This is a genomic window from Sphingomonas sp. Ag1 (assembly GCF_000980895.1).
Lineage (GTDB): Bacteria > Pseudomonadota > Alphaproteobacteria > Sphingomonadales > Sphingomonadaceae > Sphingomonas > Sphingomonas panaciterrae.
Genome location: NZ_LAZX01000081.1, coordinates 1 through 20348, shown reverse-complemented (window position 1 = coordinate 20348; position 20348 = coordinate 1). Strand labels below are relative to the sequence as shown.

The following is a 20348-nucleotide window of genomic DNA, read 5'->3' as shown; positions in this document are numbered from 1 at the left end:
GCGAAACCGTGCCATTCTTCGGCCCAGGCCGGTGGAGCGCGCGCAGCCCGGGCCGACAACTGTTGACGGAAACGCCCGCACCGCCGCACGCACCTGCGCGTCGTTGCGACGGATACTTGCTGCGCGTCGCGGCGGGCCGTACCGGTTGCGTGGAACTGGTTTTCGGAGCCTTCATGCGCGCCATCCTTCTCGCGACGACATTGTCCCTGCTGGCCACCACCGCCGGCGCGCAGACCGCAGCCCCGGCGGCCACCGCTGCTCCCACGATCGCCGCCGATCCCGCCGCGCCCAAGGGGCGGTTGTCGGACGCCGCCATGCCCAAGGCGTACCGGCTCGATTTCACGATCCAGCCGAGCAAGCCGGACTTTTCCGGCCATGGCGAGATCGACGTGACGGTGAAGGCGCCGACCAGCCGGCTCTACCTCCACGGCCGCGACCTCAAGGTAAAGGCGTCGGCGCGCGTCGGCGGGCGGACGATCCCGGCCACCTTCACGCAGGTCGACAAGACGGGCACCGCGCGGCTCGACTTCGCGCAGCCGGTACCCGCCGGCGCCGTAACGCTGGTGTTCGACTGGACCGGCAGCTTCGGCGACAGCGCGTCGGGCCTCTACCGCGTCAAGGTCGGCGACCAATGGTATAGCTGGACGCAGTTCCAGTCGATCGACGCGCGCGCCGCCTTCCCCGGCTTCGACGAGCCCGGGTTCAAGACGCCCTTCACCATCTCGATCACCACCGACCCCGGCTCAAAGGCGATCACCAATGCGCCCGAGCAGGGCGTGACCCGGGTCGGCGGGCTGGAGAAGCACCAGTTCGCCCCCACGCGCCCGCTGCCCACCTATCTGGTCGCGCTGGTCACCGGCCCGTTCGTGCACGAGACCGCGGCGATCGCCCCGACGCCGGAGCGTGCCGAGCCGCTGCCGCTCGGCATCGCCGTCACCCAGCCGCTGAAGGACCGGACGGCCTATGTGCAGGCGGAAACGCCGCGCATCGTCACGCTGCTGGAGCGCTACTTCGGCACCCCCTTCCCCTTCCCCAAGCTGGACCAGATCGGCTCGCCGATCATGCCGGGCGCGATGGAGAATGCCGGCGCCGACATCTACGGCGACGGGATCATCGCGCTCGCGCCCGATGCGCCGGTGTCGCAGAAGAAGGTGTTCGGCATGGTGGTGGCGCATGAGCTTGCCCACCAATGGTTCGGCGACCTCGTCTCCCCCGTCTGGTGGGACGATCTGTGGCTGAACGAAAGCTTCGCCAACTGGATGGGTTTCCGCATCGGTGGCGAATGGCGGCCGGAGCTCAACATCGGCGTCGGCGGGCTGGAGGACGGCTTCTCCGCGATGAACACGGATTCGCTCACTGTCGGGCGGCCGATCCATGAGCCGATCACCGAGAATGCGAACATCGATTCCGCCTTCGACAGCATCACTTATGGCAAGGGCGGCCATGTGATCGCGATGATCGCCGGCTATCTGGGGGACGAAAAGTTCCGCGATGGCGTGCGCCTGCACCTGAAGCGCCATGCCTATGGCAACGCCGCGACCGCCGACTTCTTCAAGAGCCTGGCCGATGCGGCGCAGGACCCGCGCGTGGTGACGGCGATGCAGAGCTTCGTCGACCAGCAGGGCGTGCCGCTGATCACGCTGAAGCGCGACGGCAACCGCCTGGTCGCCAGCCAGTCGCGCTACACCTTCATCGGCCAGACGCCGCAACCGACCCGCTGGACGGTGCCGTTCTGCTACAGCGTCGCGGCGACGCGGAAGTGCACGTTGATCGACGGGCCGTCGGCGGTGATCGACGCGCCGGCGGGCAATGCCGCGCTGATGCCCAACGCGGGCGGCACCGGCTACTACCGCTTCGATCTGGAGCCTGCCGACTGGGATCGCCTGATCGCGACCTTCCCCACGATGTCGGGCGCGGAGGCGATTGCCGCCAGCGACAGCCTGTGGGCGGCGTTCCGCGCCGGGCGGATGGATGCGCCTCTCCTGCTCGCCGGCACGGCGGCGCTTGCGGCCAACGCCGATTCGAACGCTGCGCTCGACGGGGCGCAGCGGCTTGCCGGGCTGAACCGCCGCGGGGTGATCCCTGCCGCCGCCGTGCCGGCGTATCGCGCCTATCTCGACCGTACCTTTGCGCCGCGCCTCGCCGCGCTCGGCTTCGATCCGGCGGCTGGGGCCTATGCCAGCGACGATCCCGACCGGCAGAAGCTGCGCGCCGACCTCGTCTCGCTGCTGGCGCATGAGGCGGAGGACAAGGCGGTGCTGGCGAAGCTGTCCGCCGCGGCGCAGCGCTACATCGCGGGGGACAAGGCCGCGCTCGACCCGACCTATCTTGCCGATGGCTTCGCCGCGATCGTCGGGCAGGGCGGCCTCCCCGCGGCCAAGAAGATCATGGACCTTGGCCTCACCAGCGAGGACCCGGTGGTGCGCAGCGCCGCGCTGACCGCGGTCGCCGACAGCGGCCAGCCGGAAATCGCCACCTGGGCGCTCGGCTTCGGCGATGCGCGGCTTCGCTCGCTCGAGCGGGCGACGATGCTGCTGCGGCTGGCGCAGGCACGGGGCTCCAGCGCGATGACCGGCGACTGGATCGTCGAGAATATCGATACGCTGCTGGGCAATGCCAACGGCATCTTCGCCGGCCGCCTCGCGCAATCCTTCGCCACGCAATGCGGCGCCGATCGTGCGGCGCGCATCGATGCCGCGGTCGGCGGCAAGATCCGCGAAGCAGGTGCCGGCGTGCTCGATTACGAGCGCACGCTGGAGGGGATCCGCCTGTGCGGCGCGCTGCGCGATGCGAAGTCGGCCGAGCTCGGCGCCGCGCTGACCGCGAAGAAGTGAGCGCCGCCAGCGATCGACTGACCGACCCTAAGCCTTGCCACCCTTGATAGGAGCCATTGTGCAGCCCTTCCTCCTTGCCACTGCGATCGCCTCCCTCGCCACCAGCGGACTGGCCCTGCCGGCTGCCGCGCAGACGCCGGCGGCGACATCCGCCAACGCCGAGGACGCGCGGCTTACCGCCTTCCTCGACGCCGAATTCGCCGAGATGCTGAAGTTCCAGCCGCAGACCGCGACCCGGCTGGGGCTGAAGGACGGCGGGGACCGGTGGAACGACATCAGCGATTCCGCCGCCGACGCCTTTGTCGCGTGGCGGCAGGCCAGCGCCGCGCGGCTGAAGGCAGGGTTCGATCGCGCCAAACTTTCCCCGCAAGCGCAGGTCAATTACGACATCTGGCTGCTCGAGGCCGAGCGTGCGGCGATGACCAATGCCAACCGGCGGTTCAAGCCGCCGCTCTATTCGCGCCTTTATTCGACGCACAGCCAGCTGCCCGATTTCCTGATCAACACTCATGCCGTCGCCGATGTGACCGACCTTAGGAACTACATCGCCCGGCTGCGCGGCCTGCCCGCCGTGCTCGACGTCGCGATCGAGCGGACCCGCGCGAGCGAGGCCGCCGGCATCCGCGTGCCGCGTTTCCAGATCGAGACGATCATCGCGGGCAGCGAGAAGCTGACCCAGGGGGCGCCCTTCGGCACGGGGCCGGACGTCGCGCTATGGGCGGACGTCAAGGCCAAGACCGAGAAGCTGGTCACCGCCGGCAAGCTCGACCGCGCGCAGGCCGACACGCTGCTGGAAGAGGCGCGCACCGCGATCCTCGCGCTGCAGCCCGCCTATGGCCGCGTGATCGCCTGGGCGAAAAGCGCGCTGCCGACCGCGCCCAGTGGCCGCGTCGGCGCGGTCTCGCTGCCCGGCGGCGCGGCCTTCTACGCCGATGAGCTGAAGCTCAACACCACGACCGATTATACCGCCGACCAGATCCACGCGATCGGCCGGTCGGAAGTCGCGCGGATCGAGGCGGAGCAGGACGCGCTGGCGCGCAAGGCCGGGCTGAAGGACCGCCAGGCTTATTATGCCGAGCGCGCCCGCCTCTTCCCCTCGCGGCCGTGGACCGACGCCTCGCGCGCGGAATATCTCGCCAACGCCAATGCGTTCGTCGCCCGCACCCGCACGCTGCTGCCCAATTACTTCGGCACCCTGCCGGAATATCGCATCGAGGTGGTGCGCGAGCCGTCGTTCAGCGAAGTACCGGGCGGCGCGGCACATGCCTCGGCGCCCAGCCCGGACGGGGCGCGCCCGGCGCGCACCTATGTGCACATGGTCGGCAACCAGGAAGATCCCGCCGCAATGTACACGCTGATGTGTCACGAGGCGATTCCCGGCCACAACATGCAGGGCGACATCCAGGTCCGGCAGAAGGGCGGACCCAAGTTCCGCTCGGTCACCGGCTATGTCGCGTTCGGCGAAGGCTGGGGCCTGTATGCCGAGGCGATGTGCAAGGAAATGAACGCCTTCCCCGACATTGCGGCCGATTTCATGCGCCTCGATGCCGAGCTGTTCCGCGCCGCGCGGCTGGTGGTGGACACCGGCATCCACGCGCTCGGCTGGACCGAGGATCAGGCGGTCGACTATCTGCACAAGACGGGCCGGCAGCCGATCGAGAAGGCCCGCTCGGAAGTGCGCCGCTACATCACGCTCCCGGGGCAGGCGACCGGCTACAAGATCGGCATGCTCAAGATCGTCGAGCTGCGCCGCAAGGCGGAGGCCGCGCTGGGGCCGAAGTTCGACATCAAGGGCTTCCACGACCTGCTGATCGCGTCGGGATCGCAGCCCTTGTCGATCCTGGAGCGCCGCGTGAACGACTGGATCAAGTCGCGCGCCTAGCCTGAATGCCGCCATCGTCGTTCCGGGCGTCCACCCGGAACGACCGCGGCTCAGCCGATCGTGGCTGACACGGGCGGCAGCCATGAGATAGGTCGCGGCGGACGAGACCTGCAAGGCATGACATGACCCCAACGACCAATGCCGCCTTCGACACGCGATGGGCAACCAATGCCGACCTGCCGGCACTCGAAAGGCTGATGAAGCGGGCGATTGACGCCTTGCAGACCGGCCTGCTCACCCCTGAGCAGGTCGCCGCCAGTCACGCGATCATGGGGCTGGACACCCAGCTGATCGAGGATGGCACCTATCTGATCGCAGTGCGCAACGGGATCATCGCAGGCTGCGGCGGGTGGAGCAACAGGGCGACGCTGTACGGTGGCGATCACAGCACCAGCCTGCGCAATCCCGCACTGCTCGATCCCGCGCGCGACCCCGCGAAGATCCGCGCGATGTACACCGACCCCGATTTCGCGCGGCAGGGAATAGGGCGGCTGATCCTGGACGGATGCGAAAGGGCCGCTGCCCGCCACGGCTTCGCCAGCGTCGAGTTGATGGCGACGTTGAGCGGCGAGCGTCTCTATGCCACCGCCGGCTATGTCCCCGTCGAGAAGGTGGAGGCAGTCGTCGACGGGATCGCGATACCGCTGATCCGGATGCAGAAGCAGCTGTGACACCGGCGGAAAGCCTGTGCCCCGCAATCGGACGTCATTGAACGGTCAATAATCGGCTGGATCGCTGCGCCGACCCGGTCATAGCGTGATCAGCCGGTCATTCCGTAATCAGGTTGACGACCGACGCCTGTTGCGGCGTGCGGATGCCGGCCCAGCTGCCCGTCCAGCGACGCTGCGGCGTTTCGATCTCCATCGTCTGAATGGCACCCCCCGCCACGATCCCCGGGTTTCGCTGGAATGTTGGCGAGGCGTAGAGGCAGGGGTCCGCAAGGGCGCGGTCCAGCGCGCGGCCCTCGTCCACCGACAGGTCGCGCTCAAGCGTCAGAGGCGGAGGTGGCGCGATCGACGGAAGCCCCGGCCCCTGTTCACCGATACCGCTCGTCCGCCACCTGCCCTGCGCGTCGCGTACGGCAATGACGCTGAAGTCGAAGCTGGTGTGGTGCGTGCCCGACGACCAGAACAGGATGCGGCTGGTGCCTTCCGGCAGCGGTATCTTCATGCGCGTGCGAAGCGCCCGATGCTCGGCGAGACGGCTGGCCTGCGGCGCCCATGACACGTCCGTCGCGGTCGCCAGCGCGTCCGCGCCCGGACAGCTGGCGAATGTCCGCTTCGCATCGTCCGGCGCGCGAAGATCGCTGCCGCGCCCGACGTTCTCCCCTGTCAGGCAGCCGGTCAGCATGAGAGCAGCGAGCGGGATCAACCGTGCGAGCATCCGCCTGTGATAGTTGATCAATTCCCCGTCCGCCATGGCGCGTTTTCTGCCAGCGCAGGCCGGCACGCAACAGTCCCAGCCACTTTCCTCCGGCTCGTGCGTTGTGGGCGCGCAGGAGACCGTTCATGACCACGCCGTCGACCAGACCTTCGCGCCGCCGCGCTGCTGCCCCGCCTCGTCAACCGGGTGCCGGCTCGGTCGGTCGCGACCACAGTTGACGAGCGGGCGCCGCGGATGAAGGGACGAATGAAGGTCGGTCATATTTGTGATGTTCAGCCGGCGCGGCATAGGCGCGCTGCTGATGATTATTCGGGCGAGATGATGACGGTACGTGCGAACCTTGGCTGGGGATTGCTGGGCGGGATGGCGATCGCGCTGTCGGGCTGTGCGACGGCGCCCGCGCCTGTGCAGCCGCCGGCCGTGGTCCCCACGGTGACGCCGCCGCCCCCCGTCATGCCGGCGGGCGGCTATATCGGGATGAAGATCCCGCCCAAGCGCACCACCGACGGAAAGTATTTCACGCCCAATCTGGACAATACCGATCAGGCCGCGGTCTGGCATTTGCGCAATGCGTTGAATGTCGCGGCGCTCGGATGCGACCAGGCGGGCGGCGGGGTCGCGGAACTGTACAGCGCGTGGGTCACGACCCAGGCGGCCGCGATCGATCGCTATTACAAGGCCTATATCCGCGAATGGCAGGCGCCCGGCTGGTGGGACTGGCAGCGCGTCTATGACGACAACCAGACGCGTATCTACAATTTCTATGCCCGGCCGGCGGTCCGCCAGGCGTTCTGCGCGGTGGCCCGCGAGGAGGTGGCGAAGGTAGGCCAGGTCGCCGAGGCTGATCTGCCCGCCTTTGCGCGTGAATCCCTGCTGCGGCTGGACCGGCCGTTCGTCGAGTTTTTCGCCGCCTACGACAAGTGGCGCGATTATTATAAGGCGTCGCTGCCACCGGAGGAGCCACCCGCTGCGGTGGCGGCGGTCGGCGTGGCCGCGCCGGTCGGCGGCGACATGCCGGCCGTCGGCACCGCAACGCCAGAGACCGTCATCGAGGCGCCTGCCGCGGGCGCAGCCATGGCGGAAGGCGTGATCGAGGCACCGGCAGCGGGCGCGGTCATGCCGGAAACGGTCATTGAGGCACCGGCAGCAGGCGCCGTCATGCCGGAAACAGTCATCGAGGCGCCAGCGGGGGGTGCCTCCACGCCGGAGACGGTCGTCCAAGCGCCGCCGGCGGTCGCCACCGAAAACCCGCCGCCCGACGTTGAGCCGCTCCCGGCGCCTCCTCCCGGCGACGCCCCGGTCGCGGCGCCCGCGCCGCCGCGGTGACAGGTCGCCGCCCGCAACCCTACAGGGGAACACCGGAAGACGGCAGGCGACACGATCCTCGAGGGGAGCGGCGACCATCGCGCGGCTCATGCGTCTTCGCTGCAGACTTCGTTGCCGCATGAAGAGGTGCCGATGATCACGACCCTTGCCCTGATGCTCCTCGCCGCACCGGCTCCGTCGCCGCCGCGCTGCTCATCCTTCGCCACGCTGCCTGCGACGGATCAGAAGCAATATGGATCGCGCTATCGCTTCCGCGTGCGGACAAAGGGCAAGGCAGTCGCAGAGGAATGGGTCCGCACCCAGGTATGCCCGGAGGCGCGCGCCGCCTTGCGGGCAAAGCGCAATGCATCCCCCACCGACAAATATGGTCGCCCCTGCACCAGGACGCGCACCGAAATGCGCCCCATCACGAGCGATGGCAGCATGACGATGATCCCGCGGCAGGTCTGCGTCCGATAACGCCGGGCAGGCCGGACGCGACCGACGCCCGGGCTGCCCGATCCGCCGCTTGGCGTCAGCCCCGCTTGGCGCGCGGCTTCGGCGCGGTCGCGCCCTCGGCCGTCTTGCCCGCCTTGCGGCCGAGCCCGATCTTCTTCGCCATCGCACGGCGCGCTTCCGAATAGCTGGCCGCGACCATCGGATAATCCGGCTTCAGCCCGTAACGCGCGCGATATTCCTCTGGCGTCAATCCGTGGCCGGCAAGATGGCGCCGCAGCGTGCGATAGGGTTTGCCGTCGATCATCGACAGGATGTGGTCCGGCGAAGCGAGCGACTTTCTGACCGACACGGCGGGAATATAGTCGAGCGTTGCTTCCGCCGGCTCCTCGGTTTCCTTTGGCCCCGAAAGATCATCGACCGCGCGATGCATGTTCTGGAGAAAGGCCAGCACATCATCCTCCGACGCGCGCGTGCTGGGGTTCGACAGCCATGCGGTCGTCAGCTGAACCGCAAAATCAATCGTGTCGAGCGTCCCGTCATAGGGGGAATTGTCCGTCATTATGTTGTAATCTTTCACAGGGGGATAAGCAGAAGTGGCAGCCTAATATAGCCGGCGCAAGTTTAACATATCTTAAAGTATATGCACGCCGGTAATACCGTCACCTCTTCTTGTCGTTCCTGAGCGGCGGGATTTTCGGCGCTGATCCGCGCGGCGCCTTGCTGCCGGAGGTCATCAGATCGGGCTTGGGCGGCGGTTTCCATCCGGGCGGCGGCACGGGGCGCTGCCGGCTGGTGCCGAGGCCCATCGCGCCCGGCTGCTGCCGCGCGAGGCCGGAGGTGTCGGCCCGCGCGGCCTCGTCACCGCTCGCGCCGCCGCGGATCAGGTTGATGCGATCACGCAGACGACGCGCCTCCTCGAAATCGAGCGCGTGCGCTGCCTCCTCCATCCGGCGTTGAAGATCCTCGATCGTCTCGGTCATGCCGGCTCAACGCGCATATGCGCCTTCGGGTGGCACCCTCCCCCCATTCCCCGGCGCCGCCGCACGCGCTGGCTGGCGCCGCGCCGGCGAAGCACCTAGCATCACGCGCGACAACACCGTCCGCAAAGGACGGGTATCGGGAGAGATGCCATGAAGGACCTGCGTGGAAAGACCGCGTTCATCACCGGGGGCGCGAGCGGGCTGGGCTTCGCCATGGCCGAGGCGCTCGGGCGCGACGGCATGAACATCATGATCGCCGACATCGAGGCCGAGGCCGCGCAGCGGAAGGTGGAGGAGCTGCGCGCACGGCAAATCCGCGCCGAATGGGTGCAGGTCGACGTCACGAGCCGCGATTCGGTGCGCAAGGGCGCGATCGAGACGATTGCCCGCTTCGGCAAGGTGCACCTCGTGGCCAACAACGCCGGCGTCGGCGCGGGCGGTGCGCTGGGCAGCGTGCCGGAGGGCGACTGGGACTGGGTGATCGACGTGAATTTGAAGGGCGTGGTCTATGGTGTCGAGGTGTTCGTGCCGCTGATCGAAAGCCACGGCGAGGGCGGGCACATCGTCAACACCGCCTCGATGGCGGGGCTGATCAGCCCGGCGGGGATGGAGCCCTATTGTGCCAGCAAGTTCGCCGTGGTGGCGATGAGCGAGGGCTGGCGCCAGCAGCTTGCCCCCCGCAACATCGGCGTCTCGGTGCTGTGCCCCGGGCTGGTGAGCACCAACATCTATGCCGGCCGACGCAATCGCCAGCATGCGGTCTATGGCGAGCGGGACAAGGATTACGGCCAGGCGGACATCGAGCGGCAGCGCGAATGGATGGCAGGCGGCATCGACCCGCTGATCGTTGGCCAGCGCGTGGTCGAGGGGGTCCGCGACAATGACCTCTATATCCTCAGCCACGTCGAATATGAGCGCGTGGTGCGCGACCGGTTCGACCAGATCATGGCCGGGTTCGACAAATCGAAACAAAGCCCCGCGCTGAACACCCTTCCCCGCGACCGCCGGCTGGACGTGGTGAGCATCGACGGCTGAGCGGTCGGGGTGGTCGGGGCGGGCACCATCCTCCGTGCGCCGCGTTGCAGTCGCAGCGAAACGACAGGAGTGAGGTCATGAGTATCTTCGGCTCGATCAAGAAGGCGATCTTTGGCGATCGCGGGCCGCTTGGTGGCCAGTTCTCGGGCAAGCCCGCCCCTGCCCCGCAAGCCGCTCCCGCGCCACAGGCCAGCCCGGCGCCGCAGACCTCCCCGCAATCCTCCGCGCCGGGCGGTGCGCCGGCCGCTGCCGCCCCCGCGCCTGCCGCCGCCCCGGTCGATGTTGAAAAGGTGCTGAGCGATCTCGCGGCGAAGCACGGCGGCCCCGCGCTCAACTGGCGCACCTCGATCGTCGACCTGATGAAGCTGCTGGGGATCGATTCCAGCCTCGCCAACCGCAAGGAACTGGCGACCGAGCTTGGCTATACCGGCGCCAAGGACGGGTCGGCGGAAATGAACATCTGGCTGCACAAGGCGGTGATGCGCGAGCTGGAGAAGAACGGCGGGATCGTGCCCGCCAGCCTCAAGGACTGAGCCGGAACGGCGGGCGGGGGCGCCCGCCCCCGCCCGTGCCGCCCCGTTACCGGATCCAGCCAAGGGCGTAGAGCGCCAGCCCCGCCGCCGCGGTTGCGAGCAGCGTCGTGATGACCCCCGCCCGCAGCACGAAGATCGCCACAGCGGCACCCAGCGACAGCGCCAGGGCCGCGGGGTCGATGCTGGACAGCACCGGCGCGTCGAAACGCAGCGGGCCCGCCGAAATACTGGCCGTCTCGCGAAACAGCGTGTGGAGCGCGAACCAGATCGCCAGGTTGAGCACGACGCCGACCACCGCGGCGGTGATCGCGGAAAGCGCGCCCGCCACCGCCACATTGCCGCGCAGCCGCTCGATGAACGGTGCGCCGAGGAAGATCCACAGGAAGCACGGCACGAACGTCACCCAGGTCGCGAGCAGCCCGCCGAGCGTACCCGCGAGGAGCGGCGACAGCGCGCCGGGATCCCGATAGGCGCCAAGAAAACCGACGAACTGGAGCACCATGATGAGCGGCCCGGGCGTCGTTTCGGCCAGTCCCAACCCGTCCAGCATCTCGCCCGGCGCCAGCCAGCCATAGCTCTCCACCGCCTGCTGCGCGACATAGGCAAGCACCGCATAGGCGCCGCCGAACGTCACCATCGCCATGGTGGAGAAGAAGGTCGCGATGCGGCTGAACACATTGTCGGGGCCAAGCGCCGCGACCAGTGCGGCGACCGGCACCAGCCACAAGGCCAGCCAGACGATCGCGGTGCGCGCCGCCGCGCGCCAGCCGGGACGGGCATGGTCGGGCAGCTCCTCGCCCAGCACGGTGTCGGCGTCGGCAACGATCGTCCCCGTCGTGCTGCCATGGCCGCCCGCCCGGAACGCCGCGCTGCCGCGTCGCGCCGACCACCATCCGATGATGCCGGCACCCAGAACGATCAGCGGAAACGGCACGCCGGCGAAGAAGATGAGTGCAAAGGCCGCCGCCGCCAGTGCGCGCGCGGCGCCGCTGCGCAGCGCGCGGCTGCCGATCCGCACCACCGCCTGCACCACCACCGCCAGCACCGCCGCCTTCAACCCGAAGAACAAGGCCGAGACGATGCCGAGCCGGCCGTAGAGGACATAGATCCAGCTCAGCACCATGATCGAGATCGCGCCGGGCAGGATGAACAGCACGCCGGCGATGATCCCGCCCCTCGTCCGGTGCAGGAGCCAGCCGATATAGGTCGCCAGCTGCTGCGCCTCGGGGCCGGGCAGCATCATGCAGTAATTGAGCGCGTGCAGGAACCGATGCTCGCCGATCCAGCGCTTCTCGTCGACGAGGATGCGGTGCATTACCGCGATCTGCCCGGCCGGCCCGCCAAAGGACAACAGCGCGATGCGCAGCCACACGCGGACGGCCTCACCCAGGGTCACCGGCGGCGGCGCTGTCACGATGCGACCGCGGCGCTGCACGACGGAGGCGATGGCCGGTCACGGACAGCAGACATGGCGCCCCCTCCCTCGCATGATCATGCCGGGACGAGCGCGGCCCTGTCCCGAAAGGACGAATGAGCCACGCCGCCCGGCCCGTGTCAATCGGCGGCGCGGCTGCGTGCACGAGGGTTGGCAGGGCGGTACGCCTGACGCATGATCGCGGCATGAAGATCACGCCGAGTAGCCGCTGAATCGCGCCCTTCCGTCGATGACGGGAGCGGCCGCGGCAGGGTATCCATGCGATCCCCTGCCCCGTTGCTCTGCCAATTTCCTACGGATCTTCACCCATGCAGCAGGTTTTCGAAAGCCCGTTCAAGGGCATCACGCTCGACCAGCAGGTCACCAATCCCAACATCTCGGTCGGGCGCTACAGCTATTATTCGGGCTATTATCACGGCCACGGCTTCGACGATTGCGCCCGCTATCTCCTGCCCGATCCGGGCGTCGACCGGCTGATCATCGGCTCCTTCTGCTCGATCGGATCGGGCGCGGCGTTCATCATGGCCGGCAACCAGGGGCATCGCAGCGACTGGATCAGCACCTTTCCCTTCTATTGGATGCCCGAGGTCCCCAGCTTTGCCGGCGCGGCGAACGGGTTCCGGCCGGCAGGCGACACGGTCATCGGCAACGACGTGTGGATCGGGTCGGAGGCGGTGATCATGCCCGGCATCACCATCGGCGACGGCGCAGTCATCGGCACGCGCAGCCTCGTGACCAGGGACGTCGCGCCCTATGCGATCGTCGGCGGCAACCCGGCGCGCGTACTGCGCCACCGCTTCGAGCCGGCGGAGATCGCGCGCCTCCTGGACATGCGCTGGTGGGACTGGACCGACGCAGCCTTGCAGGAGGCGATGCCGATCCTGACCAGCGGCGACATTGCCGCGCTGTACGACCATTGGCATGCGAGGGTGCGCGGCGCACGCTAGCGGGGCCGCTGCGGGGCGCCTAGCGGCTGTTGAGCGTCGCCAGCGCCTCGTCGAACCGCCCCTCGCGCTCGGCATCGCGCAGGAAGCCGACCCGCTCGACCAGGATCTCGGGCGGGGTCGGGTCCTGCGCGAACAGCGTCATGACCTCATCGATGAACGCGCCCAGCGGCAGATATCCCTCGCGCGTTTCCTGCCCCGGCGTCAGCCCGGTCTGCACCGCCGGGGGCACCAGCTCGATCACCTCGACCCGGCCGGCAAGCGCATGGCGCAGCGCGACGGTATAGGAATGGATCGCGGCCTTGGTCGCGTCATAGGTGGGCGTCGCGACCAGCGGGACGAAGGCGAGGCCGGAGCTGACGTTGACGATCGTGGCATCGGGCTGACCGACCAGATGGTCGATCAGCGCATCGATCAGCCGGATCGGGCCCAGCAGGTTGGTGGTGATCGTCGCCTCCGCATCGCTGAGGTCGCGTGCCCGGTCGAGCGGCTCCATCCGCATGATGCCGGCATTGTTGACGAGAACGTTGACGTCCGGATGCTCGGCCAGCAGGCGCCGCGCGAAATCGGCGATGGCTGGCGCGCTCGTCACGTCGAGCTCGATCGCATGCATGTTGGCGCGGCCGGCGATCGACGCCTCCAGCGCCGCGCGCCGCCGCCCCGCGACGATCACCGTATTGCCGGCATCGTTGAACCGATGCGCCAGAGCCTCCCCGATCCCCGATCCGCCGCCGGTGATGAGGATCGTGTTGCCGCTGTTCTTCATCGTCGTTCCTGTGCGCTGAGGGACAAGGCGTCAGTCCGGCAGGCCGGGCAGCAGCTTGTCGAGCGTCACGGGAAACTCCCGGACGCGAACACCCGTTGCATTGTAGATCGCATTGGCCACCGCCGCGCCCGATCCGCAGGTGCCAAGCTCCCCCACTCCCTTCAGGAGCAGCGGATTGGCGATGGAATCGCGCTCGTCGAGGAACAGCACGTCGATCGCGGGAATGTCGGCATGCGCGGGGACGTGATATTCGCCGAGGTCGCGATTGACGACCTTGCCGGTCCGCGCGTCGTGGACCAGTTCCTCGGTCAGCGCCGCGCCAATGCCAAAGACGATGCCGCCGATCGCCTGCGACGTGGCGGTGCGCGGGTTCAAGATACGGCCCGCAGCGAAGACGCTGTTCCAGCGGGACAATCGCGTCTCGCCGGTCACCGCGTTGACCCGCACCTCGCAGAAATGCGCGCCATAGGCCGCCTGGCTGTAGCGCGCATTGTTCTCGCCCGGCTCGGTCGACCCCTCGACGCTCATCCCCTCACCGGCGAGCCGCGCCAGCGGATGCCGCGCGCCGCGCGCGATCAGCGCATTGTCGGCAAAGCGCGCCTCCGCCAGCGGGACACCGGCCGCCGCCGCCAGCTGCGCACGCAGCGCCTCGCACGCGGCATAAACCGCCGACCCGGCCGTGGCCGCGCCCCAGCTGCCACCCGACCCGGCGCTGCGCGGGCTGTCGGTATCGCCCAGCCGCACCTCCACCCGGTCGGACGACACGCCCAGCAAATCGGCAACGATCTGCGTCAGGATCGTATAGGTGCCGGTGCCGATGTCGGTCATCTCGCTCTCGATCGTCACCTGGCCGTTGCCGCCGATCGACACGCGCGCCGCGCTCGGCCCGTACAGATTGCCGCGCACCGATGCCGCCATGCCGTGCCCGATCAGCCATTCGCCGTCGCGCATCGCGCCCGGCGTGCGGTTGCGTTTCGACCAGCCGAACCGCTCGGCGCCCCGCTGCAGGCAATCGACCAGCGCGCGGCTGGAAAAGGGCATGCCGTCCTCCGGGTGCCGATCCGGCTCGTTGTGCAGGCGCAGATCGACCGGGTCGATACCGAGCTGCTCGGCCAGCTCGTCCATCGCGCATTCCAGCCCAAGCTGCCCCGCCGCCTCGCCCGGCGCGCGCATCGACACCGCCAGCAGCTTGTTCACCCGCACCACCTTGTGATCGACGAGGCGGTTGGCCCCGGCATACAGAAGGTGCGTGGCGATGCCGGCGGGCTCGAAGAAGCTTTCGCCCGCCAGCTGGTCGGTGATCGTCTCATGCGCGATCGCGGTCAGCCGGCCGTCGGCGTCGGCGGCCAGCCGCAGCCGCTGGTGCGTGGCGGGGCGGCGGCCCGTCGTCTCATAGACGTTCTGGCGGGTCATCGCGACCTTGACCGGCCGGCCCAGCTGCTGCGCCGCGATCGCTGCCGCCGCGGCCTCCGGCATCAGGCCCAGCTTGCCGCCGAAACCGCCACCGACGAAGGGCGACCGGACGCGCACGTTCTCGGGCGCGATGCCGAGCACGGTGGCAAGCTTGTCGCGCGAGGTGACGGGCGACTGATAGGATGCGTCCAGCGTCAACCGGTCGCCCTCCCAGGTGGCGACCGCGGCATGCGGCTCCATCGCCGAATGGCTGTGGCTGGGCGTGGTCCAGACCGCGTCGACGCGATGCGCCGCGGCCTCCATCGCCGCCTCCACATCGCCCTGTTCGGTGTGGATCAGGAACAGGCCGAAGATGTCGTCGGTCGGCGGCGCGGCGCGATCCAGCGCGGCTTCCATGTCGAACACGCCGTCATCGTCGGCGGCGCAGTCGATCGTCACCATGAGCGCGGCGGCCCGTGCCTGCTCGAACGTCTCGGCCACCACCACGCCGACCGGCTGGCCGAAATAGACGACCTCTTCCACCCCCTGCACCGGCGCGGCCGATCCGGCGAAATCGCCGCCGTTGCGGATCAGCCGCGGGTCGGTGACGACCGCCAATACCCCGGGCATCGCCCGCGCCGCCGTCGCCTCCAGCCGGGTGATCCGCCCCTTGCCGACGGGCGCGCGCAGCAGCACGCCATGCGCGAGGCCGTCAGGGAAATGCTCCGCGGCATAGCGCGCCTGCCCGGCCACCTTGCGCGGGCCATCGACCCGCGGCAGCGGCCGCCCGACCTGCGGATCGGCGGCGTCGTCGACCAGGCTGTGGCTGAACGGCGCGTCGAGCTTGATCGTCGCGCTCATCGGGCACTCTCCTGGGCAAGGGACGCAAGGCTGGCGACAAGCGTGCGCCTGAACAGCGGCAGCTTGAAATCGTTCGCGCCGCTGCCCCGCGCCTCGGCGAGCACCGCGTCGGCGACACGGGCGAACAGCGCGCGATCGGGTGCCTCGCCCACCAGCATCGCCTCCGCTGCGCGATCGCGCCACGGCATCGTCCCGACCCCGCCAAAGGCGAGCGCGGCATGGCTGATCCGCCCGTCAGCAACCGCGACAATCCCCGCCACCGACACCAGCGCAAAGGCATAGGACGCCCGGTCGCGCACCTTGCGATAGCTCTGGCGTCCGGGCGGCGGCGGCGGCAGCGTCACTGCGGTGATGAGCTCACCCGCTGCCAGTATCGTCTCGCGCTCCGGCGTATCGCCCGGCAGGCGGTACAGCGTTTCGAGCGTCAGCGTGCGCGGGCCATCGTCATGCCCGACCGTCTCCACCCGCGCATCGAGCGCGCGCATCGCCACCGCCATGTCCGACGGATGCGAGGCGATGCAGGCCGGCGAGGTGCCGAGGATTGCCATGATCCGGTTGAACCCGCCGATCGCGCTGCACCCGCTGCCCGGCTCGCGCTTGTTGCAGGGCGTCGCCGGGTCATAGAAATAGAAGCAGCGCGTGCGCTGGAGCAGATTGCCCGCGGTCGTCGCCTTGTTGCGCAGCTGCGCCGACGCCCCCGCCAGGATCGCGCGCGACAGCACGGGATAGCGCGCCCGCACGCGGGGGTCCGCGGCAAGATCGGCATTGGTGACGAGCGCGCCGATGCGCAGCCCGCCCTCCGCCGTTTCCTCGATCGCCTTCAGATCAAGGCCGTTGATATCGACCAGCTGGCGCGGACGCTCGATGCCAAGCTTCATCAGGTCGAGGAGGTTCGTTCCCCCTGCGATGAAACGGCCTTCCCCCCGCGCACCCTGCGCCGCGAGCGCCGCGTCGACGGAGGCGGGGCGGATATAGTCGAACGCGATCATGCCGCCGCCTCCGCCGCCTGCTGGTCGGCAACCTGCGCGATTGCCTCCACGATGCGCGGATAGGCGGCGCAGCGGCACAGATTGCCGCTCATCCGCTCGCGGATCTGCGCGGCGTCGAGCGTCACCGGCGCCTCAAGGTCGTCGCTGACATGGCTCGGCCAGTTCTCCGCCACCTCGCCCAGCATGCCGATCGCGGAGCAGATCTGGCCCGGCGTGCAATAGCCGCACTGGAATCCGTCGGTAGCGACAAACGCCGCCTGCAGCGGGTGAAGCGCCTCGGGCGTGCCGATGCCTTCGATCGTGGTGATCGCATCGCCCTGATGCATCACCGCCAGCGTCAGGCAGCTGTTGATGCGGCGGCCGTCGACCAGCACGGTACAGGCGCCGCACTGGCCATGATCGCAGCCCTTCTTGGTGCCCGTCAGGTGCAGATGCTCGCGCAGCGCATCGAGCAAGGTTACGCGCGCGTCGATCGCCAGCCGGTGCGTCGTGCCGTTGATCGTCAGGTCGATATCGGTGGTCGCTTCCGCGTCGATCCAATCCACAGTCACTCCCTCGGCGCCCGCGTTTCCGGGCTCCATTCCTCTGTGCGATGCGATCGTATCGCATGGCCGACGCCCGCCGTTCCGCGCCGATTTGTCGACGCAGCGGGGACAGAATTGTCAATCGCGGGCGTCGCGCCGCGGCGCTTTGGCGAGCGCGGCCTTGAACGCTGCATTGTCGAGAAAGGCGGTGACGCGGGTCACCCGATCGCCGCGCACGGTCATGATCCACAGATAGGTATTGCGATAGGTGGAGCCGTCGGCGAGCGGCGCACTCCCGTCCCAATGGACCAGCACGTCGTCGCCGTCGCTCCAGATACGCCGCACCGTCGGGGTGAGCGGCGCGGTGAGCCGCGCGGCGAGCGGCCGCGCCGCCCCCGCGAGCAGCGCCTCACGCGACCGGTAGGTGGTGGCGACCGCCGGATCCTGGCCGGTGATATGCCAGACCACGTCATCGGTGAGCAGGTCGAAGATGTCCGCCTCGCCGCGCGCCCATTGCGCAAAGGCCCGCTCGATCAGCGCGCGATTGGCCGGTTGGCGATTGACCGGTTCGCGGCTGGGCGCCGCCACCGGATCCTGACGCGGCACGGCGGCAACGGGTGTGGCAACGGGGGCGGCAAGCAGAACCGCCGCCAGCGCGGCAGGCATGATGGACGATCGCAACGACTTGTTCTCCCGGATGCTGCTGCAAGAACAGCGCAGCGGGCGCGCGAGTTCGTCGCCGAAATGTCCCCCCTGGCGGGACGGGCCGCAACGCGGCCAGATCGGGCTAGGCCTGCGCCGCGACGGGATCAGGCCGACAGGCGCCTGCGCACGAACCCCATGAAAGCCTCCAGCGCGGGGGAGCGATGCGCGTCGTCGGGGGTGTAGAGATAGGCCGGCCAGCGCAGGCAGTTCCACTCCGGCAGGATCTCGACCAGTTCGCCGGTCCGCAAGGGGCCTTCCGCCACCACGTCGAGCAACCGGACGATGCCATGGTCACAGCGCGCCGCGGCGATCAGCGAGGCGGCGTCGTTGACGGTCAGGCCGCATTCGGGCGCGATCGTGCGCGTCTCCCCCGCAGCGTCGATGAAATGCCACGCGTGGGGGCGCCCGGTCACATCATCGATCAGGCGGACGCAGCGATGCTCCTCGCCAATGTCCTCCGGCACCATCGGCGTGCCATGCCGGGCAAGATAGCCCGGGCTGGCGCAGGTGAGTACCCGGCTCTTCATCAGCAATTGCTTGTCGAGCCCGCGCGCATCGGGATCGCCAAAGCGCAGCGCGACGTCGAACCCGTCGGTCAACAGATTGTCGATCCGGTCGCGCACCAGCACGTCCAGCCGGACGCGCGGATGCTCAGCGAGGAAATCGGGCAGGATCGGGATCAGCACATCGGGCCCGAACGCCCCGTCGGTCGACACGCGCAGCCGCCCGCGGATCTCGGCCGGCGCCGCTGGCGTGGCGATGCGACCCAGCGCCTCCAGCATCGGCGTCGCCTCGTCGAGGAACAGGCGTCCCTGGTCGGTAAGCTTCAGCGCGCGGGCATTGCGATCGAACAGCCGCAGGCCGGTACGCTCCTCCAGCCGGCCGATCGCCTTCCCCACCCCCGAACGCGACAGGCCAAGCAACTCGCTGGCGCGCGCATAGCTGCCCGTGCGCGCCACGGCGACGAACACGGTGATCCCCGCGATGATCCGGCCGTCGAACAGCAATGGCGCTCCCTTCCGGTGCGAAGGCTATCATAGATGCACCGCGCGCGGCATGGCGCCTTTGCGTCGCGCGAAGCGCGACGGATCGGGCACGATCTCCCCTGACCGCAACCTTCACCATGGGAGCCTAACCTGTGTTCGGGCGTATAACATGGATAGACAAGGGGCAGGGGCGATGATCGAGATGCGATCGACAGGATGTCGTGACCGGCGCTGAGGTCGCGATTGCGGTCCCGGTGCGTGACGAGGCGGACCGGCTTCCCCGGCTGCTCGATGCACTGGCGCGGCAAGTCGGCGCGTCCCGCTTCACGCTGGCGCTGTTCTTCGACAATTGCGCCGACGACAGCCTTGCCATCGCCCGGCGGCTGGCCCCGACGCTGCCCTATCGCATCATCACCGACTGTTGCGACGCAGGTCGCCCGTCCAATGCCGGGCTCGCGCGCGGGCGGGCGATGGCGCTTGCACTGTCGGTCGCGCCTGACGGACTGCTGCTGACCACCGATGCCGACAGTTGCCCCGCGCCCGACTGGGTCGCGGCGACCCTGGCAGGGCTGGCTGAGGCCGACGTGGTCGCCGGGCGGATCGTGCAGCAACCCGGCCACGCCGCGCCGCTGCAGGCGCGGCTGGAGGTCTATTACGATCGCCTCCACGCCCTTCGCCGCCGGCTCGATCCGGTCCCGTGGGAGGCGGGCGACACGCATCACTGGACCAGCGCCGCCAGCCTGGCGATGACGAGCGCAGTGTATCGCGCGGCCGGCGGCTTCCCGCCGCTGGGGCATGGCGAGGATGCAACCTTTGCCGATGCCGCGGCGCGGCTGGGCTTCGCGCTGCGCCGCGATGGCGCGGTACGGGTGGCAACATCGACCCGGCGCGATGGCCGCGCCGGCGGCGGCTTTGCCGCGCATCTCGCGACGCTCGACACCGCGGAGCAGCCGCCGCTGGTGGCGCATCCGGCGGACGAGGCATGGCGCTATGCGATGCAGGCGGAGGCACGCCAGCGCCACGGCTGCGACCGGCGCTTCTATGCCCGGCTCGCCGCCCCGCTGCGCCTGCCGCTGGCGGAGATCGTCGCGGTGGCCGCCGAATGTACCAATGGCGAGGCGTTCGCCGCCCGGATCGTCGGCGCCCCGCCGGGCGGGATGCGCACGGTCACCCTGCCCGATGCCGAGCGGCTGATCGCGGGGCTGGAGCAGGACCGGCTGGAGGGCGCGGCATGATCGCCCCGCTGGACCGCGCCGACATCGCCGCGCTCACCCCCCGGCTGGATGGCCTCGCCGACCCTGCTGATCCCGACGCGCTGCTGCGCCTGCTGCGGCT

The 20348-nt window shown here is 69.2% G+C and carries 19 protein-coding genes; 9 read left to right on the top strand and 10 right to left on the bottom strand.

All coding sequences use genetic code 11. The features are described 5' to 3' along the window. Positions 1-173 precede the first annotated feature (173 nt). The 3 genes from XM50_RS04320 (at position 174) to XM50_RS04310 (ending at position 5387) form a co-directional block, all read left to right on the top strand. The gene (locus XM50_RS04320; protein ID WP_046407724.1) at positions 174-2834 is read left to right on the top strand and encodes a M1 family metallopeptidase; all 2661 of its coding nucleotides are present in this window, start codon (positions 174-176) and stop codon (positions 2832-2834) included. Between the two features lie 58 nt (positions 2835-2892). Then, on the top strand, positions 2893-4716 hold the full coding sequence (locus XM50_RS04315) for a DUF885 domain-containing protein (protein WP_046407654.1): 1824 nt from the start codon (positions 2893-2895) through the stop codon (positions 4714-4716). A gap of 122 nt (positions 4717-4838) precedes the next feature. Then, entirely contained in the window at positions 4839-5387 is a 549-nt protein-coding gene (locus tag XM50_RS04310) for a GNAT family N-acetyltransferase (RefSeq protein ID WP_046407653.1), read from the top strand. A 97-nt stretch (positions 5388-5484) separates the two neighbouring features. Here the strand turns inward: XM50_RS04310 and XM50_RS04305 are convergent, their stop codons facing one another. Beyond that, positions 5485-6135, bottom strand: a complete 651-nt coding sequence (locus tag XM50_RS04305; RefSeq protein WP_046407651.1) for a hypothetical protein — start codon at positions 6133-6135, stop codon at positions 5485-5487. A gap of 210 nt (positions 6136-6345) precedes the next feature. On the opposite strand from XM50_RS04305, the gene XM50_RS19110 reads away from it, so the two are divergent. Further along, on the top strand, positions 6346-7425 hold the full coding sequence (locus XM50_RS19110; RefSeq protein ID WP_125946236.1) for a hypothetical protein: 1080 nt from the start codon (positions 6346-6348) through the stop codon (positions 7423-7425). Between the two features lie 132 nt (positions 7426-7557). After that, entirely contained in the window at positions 7558-7884 is a 327-nt protein-coding gene (locus XM50_RS04295; RefSeq protein WP_156167125.1) for a hypothetical protein, read from the top strand. Between the two features lie 55 nt (positions 7885-7939). On the opposite strand, the gene XM50_RS04290 is transcribed toward XM50_RS04295, so the two are convergent. Both XM50_RS04290 and XM50_RS04285 read right to left on the bottom strand, forming a co-directional pair. After that, positions 7940-8422, bottom strand: a complete 483-nt coding sequence (locus XM50_RS04290; protein WP_046407648.1) for a MucR family transcriptional regulator — start codon at positions 8420-8422, stop codon at positions 7940-7942. Positions 8423-8522: 100 nt separating this feature from the next. Then, positions 8523-8843, bottom strand: coding sequence for a UvrB/UvrC motif-containing protein (locus XM50_RS04285; protein ID WP_046407646.1), 321 nt, complete (start codon positions 8841-8843; stop codon positions 8523-8525). A gap of 150 nt (positions 8844-8993) precedes the next feature. Between XM50_RS04285 and XM50_RS04280 the strand changes: the two genes are divergently transcribed. Together XM50_RS04280 and XM50_RS04275 are read left to right on the top strand one after the other, a co-directional pair. After that, positions 8994-9878, top strand: a complete 885-nt coding sequence (locus tag XM50_RS04280; RefSeq protein WP_046407645.1) for an SDR family NAD(P)-dependent oxidoreductase — start codon at positions 8994-8996, stop codon at positions 9876-9878. A 77-nt stretch (positions 9879-9955) separates the two neighbouring features. Next, on the top strand, positions 9956-10411 hold the full coding sequence (locus XM50_RS04275; protein ID WP_046407644.1) for a DUF3597 domain-containing protein: 456 nt from the start codon (positions 9956-9958) through the stop codon (positions 10409-10411). Between the two features lie 46 nt (positions 10412-10457). Here XM50_RS04275 and chrA read toward each other — a convergent pair whose 3' ends face one another. Next, complete coding sequence (gene chrA, locus XM50_RS04270) at positions 10458-11825, bottom strand: chromate efflux transporter (RefSeq protein ID WP_231621850.1); 1368 nt, start codon at positions 11823-11825, stop codon at positions 10458-10460. 329 nt (positions 11826-12154) lie between these two features. Here chrA and catB point away from each other — a divergent pair, with 329 nt between their 5' ends. Further along, a complete protein-coding gene (gene catB, locus XM50_RS04265; protein WP_046407641.1) occupies positions 12155-12793 on the top strand; it encodes a type B chloramphenicol O-acetyltransferase in 639 nt (212 codons plus the stop codon). A gap of 19 nt (positions 12794-12812) precedes the next feature. Here the strand turns inward: catB and XM50_RS04260 are convergent, their stop codons facing one another. The 6 genes from XM50_RS04260 to XM50_RS04235 form a co-directional block, all read right to left on the bottom strand. After that, positions 12813-13556, bottom strand: a complete 744-nt coding sequence (locus XM50_RS04260; protein WP_046407639.1) for an SDR family oxidoreductase — start codon at positions 13554-13556, stop codon at positions 12813-12815. A 30-nt stretch (positions 13557-13586) separates the two neighbouring features. Beyond that, positions 13587-15809: a xanthine dehydrogenase family protein molybdopterin-binding subunit gene (locus tag XM50_RS04255; RefSeq protein WP_046407637.1), complete on the bottom strand. Its 2223-nt coding sequence runs from the start codon at positions 15807-15809 to the stop codon at positions 13587-13589. After that, positions 15806-16798 carry an FAD binding domain-containing protein gene (locus tag XM50_RS04250; protein ID WP_046407636.1) on the bottom strand — a complete coding sequence of 331 codons (993 nt, stop codon included), beginning with the start codon at positions 16796-16798 and terminating at the stop codon, positions 15806-15808. Before XM50_RS04250 ends, XM50_RS04255 begins: the two co-directional genes overlap by 4 nt. Beyond that, on the bottom strand, positions 16795-17379 hold the full coding sequence (locus XM50_RS04245; RefSeq protein ID WP_082102696.1) for a 2Fe-2S iron-sulfur cluster-binding protein: 585 nt from the start codon (positions 17377-17379) through the stop codon (positions 16795-16797). The genes XM50_RS04250 and XM50_RS04245 overlap by 4 nt, the downstream gene beginning before the upstream one ends. 81 nt (positions 17380-17460) lie before the next feature. Next, positions 17461-18003, bottom strand: a complete 543-nt coding sequence (locus tag XM50_RS04240) for a nuclear transport factor 2 family protein (RefSeq protein WP_156167123.1) — start codon at positions 18001-18003, stop codon at positions 17461-17463. A gap of 128 nt (positions 18004-18131) precedes the next feature. Beyond that, positions 18132-19034 carry a LysR family transcriptional regulator gene (locus XM50_RS04235; RefSeq protein WP_046407635.1) on the bottom strand — a complete coding sequence of 301 codons (903 nt, stop codon included), beginning with the start codon at positions 19032-19034 and terminating at the stop codon, positions 18132-18134. Between the two features lie 200 nt (positions 19035-19234). Here XM50_RS04235 and XM50_RS04230 point away from each other — a divergent pair, with 200 nt between their 5' ends. Then, entirely contained in the window at positions 19235-20248 is a 1014-nt protein-coding gene (locus tag XM50_RS04230) for a glycosyltransferase (protein WP_046407633.1), read from the top strand. Positions 20249-20348: the final 100 nt, after the last annotated feature.

Coding starts and splice junctions, on each gene's coding strand:
- XM50_RS04250 (WP_046407636.1), bottom strand. CDS start 16,798: ATGATCGCGTTCGACTATATCCGCCCCGCCTCCGTCGACGCGGCGCTC.
- XM50_RS04260 (WP_046407639.1), bottom strand. CDS start 13,556: ATGAAGAACAGCGGCAACACGATCCTCATCACCGGCGGCGGATCGGGG.
- XM50_RS04290 (WP_046407648.1), bottom strand. CDS start 8,422: ATGACGGACAATTCCCCCTATGACGGGACGCTCGACACGATTGATTTT.
- XM50_RS04285 (WP_046407646.1), bottom strand. CDS start 8,843: ATGACCGAGACGATCGAGGATCTTCAACGCCGGATGGAGGAGGCAGCG.
- XM50_RS04295 (WP_156167125.1), top strand. CDS start 7,558: ATGATCACGACCCTTGCCCTGATGCTCCTCGCCGCACCGGCTCCGTCG.
- catB (WP_046407641.1), top strand. CDS start 12,155: ATGCAGCAGGTTTTCGAAAGCCCGTTCAAGGGCATCACGCTCGACCAG.
- XM50_RS04275 (WP_046407644.1), top strand. CDS start 9,956: ATGAGTATCTTCGGCTCGATCAAGAAGGCGATCTTTGGCGATCGCGGG.
- XM50_RS04305 (WP_046407651.1), bottom strand. CDS start 6,135: ATGGCGGACGGGGAATTGATCAACTATCACAGGCGGATGCTCGCACGG.
- XM50_RS04280 (WP_046407645.1), top strand. CDS start 8,994: ATGAAGGACCTGCGTGGAAAGACCGCGTTCATCACCGGGGGCGCGAGC.
- XM50_RS04245 (WP_082102696.1), bottom strand. CDS start 17,379: ATGGAGCCCGGAAACGCGGGCGCCGAGGGAGTGACTGTGGATTGGATC.
- XM50_RS04255 (WP_046407637.1), bottom strand. CDS start 15,809: ATGAGCGCGACGATCAAGCTCGACGCGCCGTTCAGCCACAGCCTGGTC.
- XM50_RS19110 (WP_125946236.1), top strand. CDS start 6,346: ATGAAGGTCGGTCATATTTGTGATGTTCAGCCGGCGCGGCATAGGCGC.
- XM50_RS04320 (WP_046407724.1), top strand. CDS start 174: ATGCGCGCCATCCTTCTCGCGACGACATTGTCCCTGCTGGCCACCACC.
- XM50_RS04310 (WP_046407653.1), top strand. CDS start 4,839: ATGACCCCAACGACCAATGCCGCCTTCGACACGCGATGGGCAACCAAT.